This window comes from Bradyrhizobium guangzhouense (assembly GCF_004114955.1).
Lineage (GTDB): Bacteria > Pseudomonadota > Alphaproteobacteria > Rhizobiales > Xanthobacteraceae > Bradyrhizobium > Bradyrhizobium guangzhouense.
The window spans coordinates 6,656,171-6,671,543 of the sequence record NZ_CP030053.1 but is presented as its reverse complement, the minus strand read 5'-3'; the positions used below and the strand labels follow the sequence as shown (position 1 = coordinate 6,671,543).

The window sequence follows — 15,373 nt, the reverse complement described above, 5'->3', positions numbered from 1 at the left end:
CTGATCAATCGCTTCGGTTACCCTTCGGCCCTGAACACCGGTATTTGAGTTATCTGGACGCCCATCGCGGACGTTTCGCCGCCGCAATCGCGGCTACAATGAAATCGAGCTCGAAATCTATGGTTGAAACATAGCAGGTTTGAATCGCCGGCGCGAGCGGTGTTTCTGGCGCCGGCCGCCGCCGGGAGAGGGTGGCTTCGCTAGCTGAGATCGTGCAGATCCTTGCCGAGCGGCGATTTCAGCGAAAATCCCGTGAACCTGACCGGCAATCCCTCGCGTTCCGGTGTGCAAGCCATCGGCCCGACGAGAAAGGATCGCGCCGCGGCGAACGGCGCCAATCGGACGAGGGGCCAGGTCCTGCCGTCAGCCGACGCCTGCAATCGAACGACGCCGTCGGCGACGGTGACGCGCATCCGGAAATCGCCGGCATCGTGCTCATAGGGCGCGGTTGCCCAATCCGACTGCCCAATGGTCAAGACGCTCGAGAGCATCGCGCGGCCGTCCGAAAACTCGATTCCGGCCTTGAGCCAGTGCTGCGCATCGATGCGCACCATGATGCCGGCTTGATCGTAGAGCTCCTGAAAGTCGCCCTGGATCCGCAGCTCGGCGGTGAACGCCGCCGCGGTCGGAAAGCCCAGAAAATGGCCGCTGTCGCGGCAAAACCCATAGTGCGTCTTCTGCCAGAAATCGGTGGCCTTGTCGGTGACGAGCGCGAGGCTGTCGCCCTGCGCGGTCCAGCGTTTCGGTTCATTCAGCCAGACGCCATCCTGCCTGGCGAAGATGTCAGCGCTCATGTCGAACCTCGGGGAAAATGGCCGACACCGCCTGATGTCGAGCTGTTGCGGCAAGACAGCCGCAAGACGAACAGAGAGCCGAATGCGCAACGACGCACCCGGCTCTCCAACACGCATTTCAGTGTGGCCAAATCAGAGCAGCCCGTTCTTCTTCAGGATGTCGGGCGCGTTCTCCTTGGTGATCAGCATCGTCGGCAGGGTGATGACGGGCTGGAGCTTCTCGCCCTTGAGCAGCTTTGCCGCCTGCCTCAATCCTTCCGCGCCTGGCGTTGCGTAGAGGAACGTCGCGGTGAGTTGGCCCTTGGAGACCCAGGTGACGCCTTCATCAGGCAATCCGTCGATCCCGATGATGAACTTGATGTCCTTGTCGCGGCCGGCGTCCTTGGCGGCGAGATAGGCGCCATAGGCCATCGGATCGTTATGGCCATAGACCATGTCGATCTTCTCGTTGTTGCGCAGCGCCGTCGTCATGATGTCGTAGGCCTTGTCCTGCTTCCAGTCGCCCGACTGGTTGTTGAGCAGGTACTTGATGCCGGGCTCCTTGTCGGTGAAGGCGTGGAAGCCGTCGTGGCGGTCGTGCGCGGGCTGGGTGCCCATGCCGCCCCAGATTTCGACGACGTTGCCGGCGGCCTTGCCCGGACCGCCGAGCAGCTTCACGGCGTGCTCGCCGGCCGCCTTGCCGATCGCGACATTGTCGCCGCCGATGAACTGGGTGATGCGCTTGGTGTCGACATTGCGGTCGAGCACGATGACCGGAATCTTGGCGTCGATGGCCTTCTCGACCACGCCGGTCAGGCCGGCCGATTCCTTGGGCGAGATCAGCAGCACGTTGACCTGCTGCACGATCAGATTGTCGCAATCGGCGACCTGCTTCTCGGTCTTGTCCTGGCCATCCGTGATGATGAGGTCGATGTCGGGATGGTTCTTGGCTTCAGCCTGGATGTCCTTGTTGAACTGCACGCGCCACGGCTCCAGCGTGGTGCACTGGCTGAAACCGACTTTCGACTTGCCGGCAGCCCTGGCCGGCGTCCAGCCGGCGGGCAGATAGATCGTCATTGCGGCACCTGCCGCGGTGGTCGACAGCTTCAAGAATTCACGACGCTTCATCGAGATCCTCCCTTGCGAGTTCAGCCTTTGCGGCGCTTGGCGGCCGATGGGTTTCGACCGTTCTCGGATCGGCCTGTGCTTCGCCCGATTTGCGGTGCCGCCATCGTGCGGCGAGCTGGCCGAGATTCTGTTCCTGCACCAGCACGGTGCAGACGATGATCAAGCCCTTCATCACCAGCTGGACGTTGGAGTCGATGTTCTGGAGCTGCAGGATGTCGGAGAGCAGGCCGAAGATCAGGACGCCGACGAAGGTGCCGGCGAGGCCGCCGCGGCCGCCCATCAGGCTGGTGCCGCCGATCACCACGGCGGCGATGGCGTCGAGCTCGAGGCCGGTGCCTGCGTCGGGCTTGCCCTGCCGGTATTGCGCGACGAACAGCACGCCGGCGATCCCCGCGAGCAGGCCCGACAGCAAATAGGCCGTGAGCTGCACCTGCGCGACCTTGATGCCGGACAGCTTTGCAGCCTCGACATTGCCGCCGATCGCGTAGGCATAGCGCCCAAAGGTGGTGAAACGCAGGATCGCCCCGAACAGGCAGATCGCCGCGAGGAAGAACACGCTCGGAACCGGCAACACGCCCCACAGCATCGAGCGCAGCAGCTCGAAGGCCTCGGTCGCATTGGTGCCGGTGTAGACGGGCACCACTGCATTGTCGGACCCCGCGGTCAGTCGCGCGATGCCGAGTGCGCTGACCATCATCGCGAGCGTGGCGATGAACGGCTGCAGCCGGCCGGCGACGATCAACAGGCCGTTGATGCCGCCGAGCAGCATCGCGAGACAAGGCGCGATCACCAGCACGCCGAGAACGCCGAATTTGCCCGGCACCTGGTTGATCGTCCACCAGCCGATCGCGACGGCGGCGAGGAGGCCCAGCAATCCCGGCAGGCCGATGCTCTGCCAGCGCGGCAGCGAGATCTCGCGTCGCCGTCCGGCACTGACGTCGCGGCCACGCGCGAGGCCGGAGAACACGAAGCGCGCAGCCAGCGCCACAGCAGTGCCGCCAACGAGGATCGCCGCCGGCACGCCGAGGACGGACGCCGAGGTCCAGCCGGGCTTGGTCAGCAGCATCGCGCAGATCACCGTCGAAAAGCCCATCACCGAGCCGACCGACAGATCGATGCCGCCGAGCAGGATGACCATGGTCATTCCGGTCGCGACGAGGCCGGTGATCGAGACCTGGCGCAGCACGTCGGTCAGATTGCCGTAGGACAGGAAGATGTTGTGGCCGGACGAGGTGTGCGGCGAGATCAGGGCGCCGATCAGGCAGATCAGCAGGAGACCCCAATAGAGCTTGGTGCGGGAGAGCAGGCGGAACAAGGCTTTCATGATACGGCTTCCTGCGACCAGTTCGCCATGCCAGGCGCCGCAAGGCGCATCACAGTCTCCTGCGTCGCCTGCTCGCGCGCGAGGATCCCGGTCTGCCGTCCCTCGCACATCACGAGGATGCGGTCGGACAACAGCAGCAGCTCGGGCATTTCCGAGGTGACCACGATGATGCCGAGCCCTTGTGCGGCGAGATCGAAGATCAAGCGGTAGATCTCCTGCTTGGCGCCGATATCGATGCCGCGGGTCGGCTCGTCGAGGAGCAGGATGCGCGGCTCGGTCGCCAGCCACTTGCCGATCACGACCTTTTGCTGGTTGCCGCCGGACAGCGCGGCGGCTTCCTGGCCGATGCCGGTGCAGCGAACCGACAATCGCTTGACCATGTCGGCGGCGAGTGCGCGCTCCCTGGCGAAGGCGCGCAGGCCAAATCGCGAGAGCGCGCCGATCGAGGGCAGCGCGACATTGTCGCAGATCGAGGCGGCCAGATGCAGCCCGCGCTCCTTGCGGTCCTCGCTGACGAGCGCGACGCCGAGACGATAGGCGTCGGCGGGAGAGGCGATCTCGACCGCCGCACCCTCGATCGCGATGCGGCCGCTCCGCCAGCCGCGCGCCACGCCGAAGATCGATTCCAGAATCTCGGTCCGGCCGGACCCGAGCAGGCCGCCGATACCGAGGATCTCGCCGCGCTTCAGCTCGAAACTGACGCCGTGCAGCGTCCGCCGCCATCCGTGCGGCCCGAGCGTATCCAGCGTCAGGTCTGCGACCGCAAGGACGACCGCGCCATCCTTCACGGCTATGCCGCGCTCGTTCGCAGCCATCTCGCGGCCGACCATCGCCGAGATGATGGCGCCGCGCGAGAGCTCGTCGATTGGGGCCGTCACCACGCCCCTTCCGTCGCGCAGCACGGTGACGCGGTCGGCAAGCTCCATCACCTCCTCGATGCGGTGCGAGGTGTAGATGATCGCGACGCCTTCGCTTGCGAGCTGACGCACGATCTTGAACAGCGTCTCGCATTCCGACGACGACAGCGCCGAGGTCGGCTCGTCCATGATGAGGATGCGCGCGTTGAGCGACAGCGCCTTGGCGATCTCGACGAGCTGCTGCTCGCCGACGCGCAAGCCCGATATCCTGGTATCAGGCGCGATGGCGACGCCAAGGCGCGTCAGCAGGCGTTCGGCGGCTCTGACCATCCGGCGCCGGTCGATCCAGACGCCGCCGATCAGCGGTTCCCGGCCGAGGAAGATATTGTCGGCGACGCTCAGCTCGGGAACGAGGTTGAGCTCCTGGTGGATGATGGCAACGCCCGCCTCTTCGGCATCGCGCACGCCGCTGAAGGCCGCAGCCTGGCCCTCGACCGCAATGGTGCCGGCGTAGCTCGTGTGCACGCCGGCCAGGATTTTCATCAGGGTGCTCTTGCCGGCACCGTTCTCGCCCATCAGCGCGTGCACTTCGCCGTGGCGCAGCTCGAAGTCGACGTCGTGGAGCGCCCTCACGCCGGCAAAGGATTTGGAGATCCGCTCCGCGCGGAGGACGGCGTGGCTTTCAGGCACGCCGGCGCGGCTGCCGAGTTCGACCACGCGAGACGAGCGCGACGCACCGCGCTCTTCGTCCGCCCCGAGCGCGCCGAAACGTGGCTCCATTGGCTTTCCTCCCGGCGTGCCGTCGGTCCCAGAGAAGACATCGAGCCGCAGGTGACGATCTTGTTTGTTGACTGATATGCTAGTTATATCAGTTGATGCTCGTCAAGCCTTTTGGCCGCGCGATTGGCATCGCGGCAACGAAATGTGTAGATCGGCCGGGGGAACACAGCATGCATTCAATCGGCGGGTTCAGTGGCGGCGCGAGGGCGGCGCGCGGGCGCAGCACCGGCGGCTCGAAAGTCGATCAGGCCTATCTTGCGCTGAAGCGCGCCATCGTCTCGGGCGCGCTTCAACCGGAAACGCCGATCGACAAGAACGAATGGTGCGCGCGCTTCGACGTGTCGAAGCTGTCGATCACGACGGCGGTCAACCGGCTCGCCTTCGAGGGCCTGGTCGTGGTCGAGCCGCAGCGCGGCTCCTACGTCGCCAAGATTCATCTCGAGGATGTCCGGCAGTGGATGCTGATGCGTCGCGCGCTGGAGGTCGAAATCGTCGGCGTCTGCGCGGCCAGCATGTCGGATGATGCGATCGCCACGCTCGGTCAGAATCTCGCTTATCAAAAAGCTGCGATCGCGAGTGGAGACCTCGAAGGCTTCCACGAGCTCGATACCAGGTTTCATCGCCAGATGACCGAGAGCCTGAGCCTCGCGCGGGTCGGCGAGGTTCTCGACCCGATCCGAACTCACCTCGAGCGTGTTCGCCGCACGCTGCTGCCCGAGCCGGGTCGCCCCAAAGGCACTTACACGGAGCACGAGGCGATTTTCCGCGGCATTGCAGATCGCAATCCGGAAAAGGCCAGACGCGAGATGGCGAACCATCTCGACCGCGTCGCACGCGAGCTGCAGGCCTTCGTGGAGAAGCATCCCGGCTTCTTCGAGAGCTAAAGCGGAACGGCTTGGGTTGAATCGATCGCTGCTTGCGGCCGACCGTCTCCCGCAAGCGGGGAGAGTTATCGCATATGGTTGCACGATGCGGCGGCATCGGCACTATACTCCCTCTCCCGCTTGCGGGAGAGGGTCGGGGAGAGGGTGTCTCCGCAACGGGACAATCCACAAGAGGAAGAACCCTCACTCGCCACGCGCGAATAAGCCTCCGCGTCCAGCGCGAATGCTTCACTCCGGAAAGCTCAGGATCATCTTGAGCAGCTTCGGAAATCGCGCGTTGATGTCTTCCTCGCGCAGGACGTTGCGGTGCTGGACGCCTTGCTTTGACGTCCGGACCAGGCCGGCCTCCCGCAGAATGCGAAAATGGTTCGACAGGGTCGATTTCGCCATGTCGGGACAAGGCGCCGCCTCGGTGCACGACATGCAATCCTTCTGCGTGGCCAGACTCTTGACGATACGCAGCCGCATGGGATCGGCCAGCGCGCCAAGCACCCCGGCCAGTGTGATCTCCTCCCGCGCCGGGTGAACGAACTGCGCCATGCTCAAAAATATAGCACCTCCCTTGAATGAGTTCAATGGTTCACTAGTATTGAACTATTGAATATCGGCATCCCGCCGAACGATGGAAGACATGCGATGACCAAGAGACTCGAAGGCAAAGTTGCGCTGGTGACCGGCGCATCCAAGGGCATAGGTGCCGAAATCTCCGCCCGGCTCGCGGCCGAGGGTGCGGCGGTTGCCGTCAATTACAGCTCCAGCAAGCAGGCCGCCGACCGGGTGGTCGCCGCCATCACCGCCAAGGGCGGCAAAGCCGTCGCGGTCCATGGCAATCTGGCCGAGCCTAAGGACGTGAAGAACGTCGTCGCGGAGACGGTGAAGGCGTTCGGTGCGATCGACATCCTCGTCAACAATGCCGGCGTCTACGAGTTCGCCCCGCTCGAGGCCATCACGCCCGAGCATTTCCACAAACATTTCGACCTCAACGTGCTCGGCCTGCTGCTGATTTCGGGTGAAGCGGCGAAGCACTTCAACGCCAGTGGTGGAAGTATCATCAACATCTCTTCCGGCGTATCGACCATCGCGCCGGCAAACACCGCCGTGTACACCGCGACCAAAGCTTCGGTGGATGCGATCTCCGCCGTGCTGTCGAAGGAGCTCGCGCCGCGCAAGATTCGCGTCAACGCCGTCAATCCCGGCATGATCGCAACAGAAGGCGTCGTGTCGGCGGGCCTGCACGAGGGCGACATGCGCAAGTGGATCGAATCCACGACCCCGCTTGGCCGCATCGGCAAGGTCGAGGAGATCGCTGCCGCGGTGGCCTTCTTCGCATCCGACGATGCGTCCTACGTCACCGGCGAGACACTTCACGTCACCGGCGGCCTTCGCTAGCGAGTAGAGATGCTCCAGCGGCCCAGCTCGCACGATGGCTTTGAGCTCTTGCGAAACCCACCGCCTGAGGCACGGGGCCAGTGGCAGCAATGGCGGCTCGATTGAGCCCGGTCGCCGCTCCAGTGATCCCCTCTGGTTCGACAGAAGCGGGCCGGTAACATGCCGGCCCGCGCCTTGATGTCTTCGAAGACTCTCGCCGAGCCTAGATCCAAGGGTTCCGCGATCTAGCCCAGGCTCAGACCTTCGCCGGCTTCGATAGATTGAACCCGGGCATCGCGCGCTGGCTTATACGGACAGACCATCGTGAGGTGGAGCAACGAAGGCGTATTGCTGTCTCCCTCATACTCCCACTCCAGTCGGATCTCATGGGTGTTTGCGCCGGGATCGTTCTCCTCGTGCGTGATGATATTGGTCTTCATCGGGATTGGCGGCTCCGAATTGAAACACTTGCGGACGCAGGCATCGAGCAACGCACATCGGGTCAGCGGAACGACGTCGGGCTCGTCCCTGGATAGGGGCGTAGTGTTCGGCTGGACCTCGAGATCGACCCGGGCGCGGCCCTTCTCCTTGTGCCAATATTTCGCGCTGCCTTGCGGCCATTTGCTCTTCGGCGTTAGTATCAGCTGATATTGGCCGTATTCCAGTGTCGGCAGGTGAATGTTTGGCGAGGCTTTGAGCTTCTTGACGCTCTTCTTCATGTTCTCCAAAGGATAATAGTTCGCGTTCATCAGGTCCCTAAACGGTCGGCCTCTGTAAGCTACCATACCCATGCATTCGACCCCTTCGATGGCTTCCGTGGAAAAGATACGCCGCACGCAAAACGTTTCGGCTTGAACGAGAGCCTATCGTCCCTCGATTTGAAGCCTGCGCCTCGCATGACACTGGAATGATACTACTTAAGAGTGAGTTGTCCAGATCAGGAATCGCTGGTCAGCAAACTATGCAGCGCCTTGCTCGACCTCGCGCCGAGGAGTTGCCGATAGGAATGGGACGCCGCTCGCCAAGTTCAGCTAACGCTTCGTATCGGCCTTCGGTCCCCAGCGCGTAAGCGCAACTGCTACGCAAGAAAGGGTACCGAGCAACATCATCGATGCGGCGATCAGCGCGAAGAAGCTTCCTGGGGTTGCCGCCTTTGACATTAAATACCAGCCGCCAAGCGCGATGAAGATGAGGCGCACCGTCTGCGCCAGCACTGGGCCAAGCACGTTACCTGCGCCCTGCGACGAGAAGTACATCGCCGAGGCCAGTCCGATAAGGGCATAGAAAGGTGCGACGGTCCGGAGAAATTGCCGGCTGGCGGCATGTGCGCTGGCGTCGTCGATGAAGAGACTTATCCAGGGGTCTGGGACCAGCGCGACGGCGCCTGCTAGTGCGCCGATCACGATGAAGGCCACGAGCCCCGTCGTCCAGGCCACCCTGCGAGCGCGCGCCGTGCGCCCTGCGCCGATCGCGACGCCGATCATCGGCACTGAGCCGACGCCGAAGGAGAAGGCAATGGTCGCGAGCACATATTCAAGGCGCGTGCCGATGCCGTAGGCCGCAAGGGTAGCGGTGCCGAACGCGGCCAGAAGGTGAGCGAGAATGAGGTTGATCAGTGCGTTTTGCAGCGGGGAGAAACAGGCGACGACGCCGACTTTGAGGATGTCGGCAAACAATGCCCATTGCATGCGAAATCCGCGTAGGCGCGGCGCGATGCGACCTCGGCCAGAGAACAGATACCAGCACATCGCCGCAATATTTGTGGTTCCGGCAATCAGCAATCCCGTCGCGACGCCCGGCATTCCGAACTGCGGCACCGGCCCGAGACCAAGACCCAGCGTGCGGCCGAGGATGATTTGGCAGATCGCGGAATTGATGACCAACAGCGACGGCAGTTTCATGTTGCCTGTGCCGCGCAAGACACCGGCTAGAATATTGACCAGCCAGATCAGCACCGCTCCGCCGAAATAAACTCGGCTATACGCGGTTGCCTGCTCCAGCACGTCGCCCCGGCCGCCCAATAGTTCGAGCAATCGCCGGCCGCCGACCAGCATGCCCAACATGAAGGCGAGGCCGAAGACGATCGCAATCAGGAGCGCGTGCGTCGCTAGGTCCTCGGCCCGGTCACGGTCGCCGGCACCGAGTGCGCGAGCAATAGCTGCCGCTACGCCGCCGCCCATGGCTGCGCCGGCCATGCTCATGGTCAACATCACGAGGGGAAATACCAGCGCCATCGCGGCCAGCGCTTCGATCCCCAATCTGCCGATATATGAAGTCTCGGCGATCGCAACGAGCGCTCCGGCCGAAAACCCGAGCGCATTCGGCCAGGCAAGTGAGAGCAGCGTCGGCAGAATCGGTCCGTCGAGCAGCTCTTTCGCGGTTTGGCGAGCGGGCTGCGGCAACGAATCCTCCCTTTCGTCGATCTGCCGGCCCAGGATCAGCCCAAGCTCAATCCCTCTCTGGCCTGTACGGACAGACCATCGTCAGATGCAGCAGCGTCGGCTTGTCCGAGCCCTTCTTGTACTCCCACTCCAAGCGGATCTCGTGCCTATGGGCATAGGCATCGCTCGGTGCGTGGGTGATGATGTTGGTCTTCATCGGGATCGGCGGCTCGGAGTTGAAGCACTTCCGGACGCAGGCATCGAGCAGGTCGCACCGGGTCAGAGGTATGACGCCGGGCTCGTCCTTGGACAGGGGCGCGGTGTTGGGTTGGGTACTGAGGTCGACGCGAGCCCGGCCCTTCTCCTTGTGCCAGTATTTGGCACTGCCTTGCGGCCACTTCGAAGCCGGCGTCAGAATTAGATGGTACTGTCCGTATTCCAGGGTAGGCAGATCAATGTCTTCCGAGGCCTTGAGTTTGGCCACACTCTTCTTCATGTTGCTCAGCGGGTAGTAGTTGCTATTCATCAAGTCTTTGAAAGCTTTGCCGTTGTACGTCCGTCCGCCCATTGCCCAGTCCTTCGCTGTGATCTGTTTAATCAGGGCAACGTGCAGCCCAGCAAAGCTCGTTGGCCGGAACGAAAGCCTCGGCGCCCCCAGAATGCGCGGCCCCATATTCGCGCGCGTAAAAGCTACCATTCGCAACCATGCTTCGTCCAGACGGGCTGCCTGGATGTTGCGATACTTCTTTCGAGTTCGATTGCCATGAATCTTCCGATAGGTAATCTTGCGCCAAGGTTTTCGCGTGCGCTGATCAACGTAGACTGGCGCATGGACCTCGGAAGGCACAGAAATGCAATGCGTCGCGTGTCAGTCGAAGATCGATCCAGGCGATAACTGGTGCTCCAAATGCGGGGAGCCTGTGCGTCGTTCGGAGCCGGACAGCGAACGCCGGTTCGTGACGATTCTTCGCGCCGACGTCATCGACTCGACGGGGCTCATAGCCGAGCTAGACCCGGAGGAGGCGGTCTCGCGCCTGGAGCCGGCCCTGGTCGCGATGAGAGGTGCGGTGCGTCAGTTCGGAGGCATCGTCAGCAAGGAGCTAGGGGACGGAGTTGCGGCTGTGTTCGGGGCTCCGATTGCGGACGACAATCATGCTCCGCTGGCCTGCCATGCGGCGATCGAGCTGGTCCGGCGTGTTGCAGGTCTTGGCGATGCAGGGCTTCAGGTGCGCGTGGGCGTCCACTCCGGCCATGTTGTCGCTTACATGGTCGCAAGCGAGTTCTCCAAGGTCTACGAGATGGGGGGGCCGGCTCAGCATCTGGCCGCGCGCCTCGAGGCGGCGGCTGAGGCGAATCAGATCTACGTGTCGGAAGCCTGTCAGGCACTCGCCGAAGGGCATGTCCGCTTCGAGTTTCTGGGTGGCAAGTTGTTGCGCGGCTTCAGCCAGCCCGTGCCGGTGTACCGGATTGTGGGCGCGAGCGACCTGTCGAGCTGGCGAGTGCGACGGGCGCGCAGCGTCTCCCGCTTTGTCGACCGCGCGACCGAGCGGGCACTTCTGGCGCGCGCTGCGGAGGGGGCCGGGGCGACCCGTCAGACGGTTCTGTTGCTCGGCGATGCCGGTATTGGCAAATCGCGGCTCGCTCATGAATTTGCCCAGGCGCAGAAGGCCAACGGCTGGCGGTTGATCGACGCCGAGTGCAGCCCGAACCTCCAGGGGGCTCCGTTCAGCACGCTCAAGCGGTTTTTGCTTACTGCTTTGGACACGATTGCCAAGGGCACCGAAAGTCCGACAGATCCCAGGAGGAACCTTCCAGAGATACAGCAATGCGCACTCGACGCGGTGCTCGATGTGCCGATCTCGAATCAGCGATGGAGCGAGCTGGAGCCTCACGCGCGGGGACGCGCGATCTCCGATGCAAGCTGTGCCGTCGTCGCGGCCATGGCTCGTCGCCAGCGGACGTTGCTCCTGCTCGAGGATTTGCACTGGATCGACCGCGCGAGCGACGGCGTTGTGGCCGCCATCGCATCGCTGCCGGTGCCCGGCCTCCTCGTGCTTCTCACCACCCGCCCGAACGGGATGCCCGTCTGGATTGCACGCTGCCGCGCCGAGGTCGTCGCGATGCGGCCGCTCGACGACGATTCCGGGCTGGAAATGTTGTCCGACATGCTCGGGTCCTCGGCGACCAATGCCGATCTGAAGAGCCGGATCATTTCCCACACGGCCAACGTGCCGCTGTTCATCGAGGAGGTCTGCCGCGGGCTGAAGGACAGCGGCACCTTGCGCGGCGAATGGGGCGACCTCGCGCTGGTGCGCCCGATCGACGAGCTCGGCATTCCCAGCAGCATTCAGGGTGTGATTGCGGCGCGCCTTGACCGGGTGCCGAAGCAGGAGCGCTCCGTCTTGCAGGTCGCGGCCGCACTGGGGGCGCGTGCGAGCGAGGCCACGCTGCGGAACATTTCGCTCTTGCCTGAGGACGCCTTACGCGGCTGTCTTGTCTCTCTCGATCGCGCCGAGCTGCTGGTTCGAATCGACAGCGAATTGGAGGATTCGCTGGAGTTTCGCCACGAGATGGTTCGCCAGGTGACCTACGAATCGATGGTCGAGAAGGTGCGCGACGATATTCACGCGCGCATTCTTGCGACGCTGGAGAGCGACGAAAGCCGTGCCGATGAGCCCGATACGCTCTGCTATCACGCTGTGCGGGCCAAGGATTGGTACAAAGCGTTCAACCACGGCAGAAGCGCAGGAAGAAAATGGCTAGGCCGCTCGGCTTTCGCTGATGCCGCCAATTATTTCGAGATTGCGATGGTCGCCCTCGACAAGACACCGGCGACCCGCATGCGGGAGATCGACGCCATCGATCTTCGGATGGAGGCGCGGGCAACGTTCATCGCATCCGGTCAGGTCGCCGAATGGCTGGACTTGGGAAAAGAGGCCGAACGGCGCGCCGGCGCGATCGACGATATCGGACGGAAGGTCGCCGCCATGACGGTAAGGGCCGGCGCCCAGAACTTCTATGGCGCCCCGGTCGAGGCCGTTGCGATCGGTGAAGAGGTCGTTGCTCTGGCAGAAAGCTCCGGTCATCCCGGTTGGCGTAATCTCGCGCAATACGGTCTCGGTCAGGCCTATTTTCTGGCCGGCCGGTACCGTGGCGCCAAAGAGATGCTGGCCACGGCTGGCGCCCATCTCGCCGGCCCGGCAGCCAGTGCGCCGATCGGGACGACGCCGCAGTCTCTCCTGGTCCTTTGCTGCATGATGGGTAGCATCACCCACACCGTCCTGGGGGAGTTCGACGCCGCCGAGCAGCTTCAGCGCGAGGCCGCCGCGATCGCGGACGAGACCGGCCGTCCCTACGATCGCGTCGCTGCCGCCTATAGCGGCGGCTGGCTGATGCTGGGCCGGGGCGATGCGGCAGCGGCCGCCACCGTTCTCGAAGACGGTTTTGTGCTGGCGCAGAAGCATGGCATCCGGCTGTTCGTGCCGGTGCTCGCCTGCCATCTCGGCATGGCCTATCTGGAGCAGGGCTTGTTCGATCGGGCGCGCCGCATGCTGACTGAAGCGCGCGAAGAGGCGCGCGCCGTCGGCTATACCTCGGCGGTGCTGCGCTCCTCGATCTACCTGGCGCTTGCGACCAACCAGCTCGGCGATGTCCGGGCGGCGCAGAACATGTTGCGCGAGGCGCGCAACACCGCGCGGCAGCAGGGCTTTTCCGGCCTCGAGGCCGAGGCCCTGTTCGGCGAGGCCGTGGTGACGCCGCCCGCGAGCGAGGACCGGACCATGATCCTCGCTGCGCTCCGCGCTGCGATCGCCATCGCCTCGGAAAGCGGTGCAAAGCCGCTGCGGGAGAAAGCCGAGGCGATGCTGAACAGCATGCTCGCCGGTGGCGATCAACTCGCCTGAGGCGGAATCGGGCTCGCCGCGCGCTTGCCCGACGGGCCGAACGATTCTTGCTGGCGATGCAAGGATTTAGCTACTGTGCATGGGGTTGTTCTGAGCTTTGCGCGTGCTGCCGGGACGCTGTGACGACAAAGTCCCTTGCGCGGGCGCCAAGGTCGGTTACCGTTGGCGCTCTAACCGCAGGGTTAGGTGACCTTTTGATTGATCTTTTTTAGCATCTGATTTCGCCGGCGCCGCGACGGCGCGACGCCCACCAGACGAGGCGGGGCCATGATCATACGGGACCAGGCAGCACTGTTGGCGCCGGTCGAGCGCGACTTGCGGCTCGACCTCTTCCGCGGCATCGGGCTGTGGATGATCTTCCTCGATCACATTCCCCACGACGTCGTGGCCTGGCTGACGCTGCGCAATTACGGCTTCAGCGACGCCGCCGAGTTCTTCGTCTTCATTTCCGGCTATCTGGTCGGCTGGATCTACGGGCCGATCATCGCCGGCGGCTGGTTCCTCGCCGCGCTGAAGCGGCTGTGGACGCGAACGGCGGAAATGTACGTCGCGCACATCATGCTGTTCCTCCTGTTCACCGCGCAGATCGCCCGCACCGCGCGCCGCTTCGACAATCCGATGTACGAGCACGAGTTCAACGTCTTCAATTTCCTGGCGCATCCGGACGAACTGATCGGGCAGGCGATCCTGTTGAAATACAAGCCGGTCAATCTCGACGTGCTGCCGCTCTACATCACGCTGGTGTTCGCCTCGCCCTTCATCGTCTGGTGCCTGGTGCGCCGGCCGAACCTGACGCTGGCGGCGTCCGTGGTGCTCTACCTGCTGTCGCGCTGGTTCGACTGGAACGTCGCCTCCTACCCGCCGGGCACGACCTGGTATTTCAATCCGTTCTGCTGGCAGCTGATGTTCGTGTTCGCCGCCTGGTGCGGCATCGGCCAGATCGAGAAGATCAGCCAATTTGTGTGGTCGAAGGCCGCCATGACGCTGGCCGCGGCCTGGCTCGTCTTCGCCTTCATCATTGTGATGACCTGGCACATCCATACGCTCGAGGCGATGATCCCGAAATGGATGATCAAGGCGATCTACCCGATTGACAAGACCGACCTCGACATGCTGCGCCTCACGCATTTCCTGGCGCTGGCGATCTGGGTAACGTATTTCCTCCCGCGCAACTGGAAGGCACTGCAGACGGCGTGGCTGCGTCCGATCATCCTCTGCGGCCAGCATTCGCTGCCGATCTTCTGTCTCGGCGTGTTCCTGTCGTTCTCCGCGCACTGGATCCTGACGCAATACACCAAGGGCGTCTGGGAGCAGCTCGCGGTCTCCTTCCTCGGCATCATCATCATGATCGGCGTCGCCTGGCTGCTCGATCGCGCCGAGCGTGTGCCGAACCTGTTTGTAAAAGTGTCGGAGGTCGAAGACCCCCAAACCGCCGCCGTCGAGATCGTGCCTGCCGCGCCGGCGCGCCGCTGAGGGGAGAGGTCCATGTCCAGACGTTTGCTCGCGATCGCAGGTATCCTCCTGCTCCTCGTCGGCAGCGCTTTCGCGCAAGCGCCGTCGCCGGAGGCGATGAATGCGGCGCGCAAGCTCGTGGCGACGCTGAAGGTCGCCGATCAATATCGCACGCTGCTGCCCCAGCTGCTGCTCAAGCTGCGGCCGGTGGTGGCGCAGGACAGGCCGGAGATCGAGCGCGATTATGATGCGATGACGGCGCCGGGCGCCGAAATCTACGCGCCATTCTTCACCGCGATGGTCGACCAGATCGCCGCCATCTATGCCGCAAGCTTCACACTGGACGAGTTGCGCCAGATCGAGGCGTTCTACGCCCAACCGGCCGGACAGAAGTTCCTGGCGCAATCTGACGCGCTGGCGCAGGCGAGCGCGCAGATCGCCCAGGATGTCAGCCAGAAGGCCTCCGACCAATTGAAGCAACGCCTGATCGAGGCGCTGCGCCAGAAAGGGCACAAGCTGTAAGC

General features: G+C 63.6%; 13 protein-coding genes. 5 read left to right on the top strand and 8 right to left on the bottom strand.

Translation table 11 applies throughout. The features are described from left to right. Window positions 1-200: 200 nt before the first annotated feature. The 4 genes from XH91_RS31815 to XH91_RS31800 form a co-directional block, all read right to left on the bottom strand. The gene (locus XH91_RS31815; protein WP_128954264.1) at window positions 201-794 is read right to left on the bottom strand and encodes a DUF1349 domain-containing protein; all 594 of its coding nucleotides are present in this window, start codon (window positions 792-794) and stop codon (window positions 201-203) included. 132 nt (window positions 795-926) lie between these two features. Further along, complete coding sequence (locus tag XH91_RS31810; RefSeq protein WP_430644517.1) at window positions 927-1,850, bottom strand: substrate-binding domain-containing protein; 924 nt, start codon at window positions 1,848-1,850, stop codon at window positions 927-929. A 37-nt stretch (window positions 1,851-1,887) separates the two neighbouring features. Next, a complete protein-coding gene (locus XH91_RS31805) occupies window positions 1,888-3,225 on the bottom strand; it encodes an ABC transporter permease (RefSeq protein WP_128954262.1) in 1,338 nt (445 codons plus the stop codon). Beyond that, window positions 3,222-4,862: a sugar ABC transporter ATP-binding protein gene (locus XH91_RS31800; RefSeq protein WP_128954261.1), complete on the bottom strand. Its 1,641-nt coding sequence runs from the start codon at window positions 4,860-4,862 to the stop codon at window positions 3,222-3,224. Before XH91_RS31800 ends, XH91_RS31805 begins: the two co-directional genes overlap by 4 nt. A gap of 170 nt (window positions 4,863-5,032) precedes the next feature. Here XH91_RS31800 and XH91_RS31795 point away from each other — a divergent pair, with 170 nt between their 5' ends. Then, window positions 5,033-5,746: a GntR family transcriptional regulator gene (locus XH91_RS31795; protein WP_164933517.1), complete on the top strand. Its 714-nt coding sequence runs from the start codon at window positions 5,033-5,035 to the stop codon at window positions 5,744-5,746. 228 nt (window positions 5,747-5,974) lie between these two features. On the opposite strand, the gene XH91_RS31785 is transcribed toward XH91_RS31795, so the two are convergent. Then, a complete protein-coding gene (locus XH91_RS31785) occupies window positions 5,975-6,286 on the bottom strand; it encodes an ArsR/SmtB family transcription factor (protein ID WP_128955060.1) in 312 nt (103 codons plus the stop codon). 96 nt (window positions 6,287-6,382) lie between these two features. Here XH91_RS31785 and XH91_RS31780 point away from each other — a divergent pair, with 96 nt between their 5' ends. Continuing rightward, on the top strand, window positions 6,383-7,135 hold the full coding sequence (locus XH91_RS31780; protein WP_128954258.1) for an SDR family NAD(P)-dependent oxidoreductase: 753 nt from the start codon (window positions 6,383-6,385) through the stop codon (window positions 7,133-7,135). 224 nt (window positions 7,136-7,359) lie between these two features. Here the strand turns inward: XH91_RS31780 and XH91_RS31775 are convergent, their stop codons facing one another. The 3 genes from XH91_RS31775 to XH91_RS31765 all read right to left on the bottom strand — a co-directional run bounded on the left by XH91_RS31775 (window position 7,360) and on the right by XH91_RS31765 (window position 10,063). Beyond that, entirely contained in the window at window positions 7,360-7,905 is a 546-nt protein-coding gene (locus XH91_RS31775) for a hypothetical protein (RefSeq protein ID WP_128955059.1), read from the bottom strand. Between the two features lie 240 nt (window positions 7,906-8,145). Beyond that, window positions 8,146-9,516 carry an MATE family efflux transporter gene (locus tag XH91_RS31770; RefSeq protein WP_245470664.1) on the bottom strand — a complete coding sequence of 457 codons (1,371 nt, stop codon included), beginning with the start codon at window positions 9,514-9,516 and terminating at the stop codon, window positions 8,146-8,148. Window positions 9,517-9,562: 46 nt separating this feature from the next. Continuing rightward, entirely contained in the window at window positions 9,563-10,063 is a 501-nt protein-coding gene (locus XH91_RS31765) for a hypothetical protein (RefSeq protein WP_128955058.1), read from the bottom strand. A 283-nt stretch (window positions 10,064-10,346) separates the two neighbouring features. On the opposite strand from XH91_RS31765, the gene XH91_RS31760 reads away from it, so the two are divergent. The 3 genes from XH91_RS31760 to XH91_RS31750 all read left to right on the top strand — a co-directional run bounded on the left by XH91_RS31760 (window position 10,347) and on the right by XH91_RS31750 (window position 15,371). Continuing rightward, the gene (locus tag XH91_RS31760; protein WP_128954256.1) at window positions 10,347-13,397 is read left to right on the top strand and encodes an ATP-binding protein; all 3,051 of its coding nucleotides are present in this window, start codon (window positions 10,347-10,349) and stop codon (window positions 13,395-13,397) included. A 267-nt stretch (window positions 13,398-13,664) separates the two neighbouring features. Then, window positions 13,665-14,870 (top strand): OpgC domain-containing protein, encoded by a 1,206-nt coding sequence (locus tag XH91_RS31755; protein ID WP_128954255.1) that lies wholly within the window; start codon window positions 13,665-13,667, stop codon window positions 14,868-14,870. 12 nt (window positions 14,871-14,882) lie between these two features. Continuing rightward, window positions 14,883-15,371 carry a DUF2059 domain-containing protein gene (locus XH91_RS31750; protein WP_128954254.1) on the top strand — a complete coding sequence of 163 codons (489 nt, stop codon included), beginning with the start codon at window positions 14,883-14,885 and terminating at the stop codon, window positions 15,369-15,371. The last annotated feature ends 2 nt before the right edge of the window (window positions 15,372-15,373 follow it).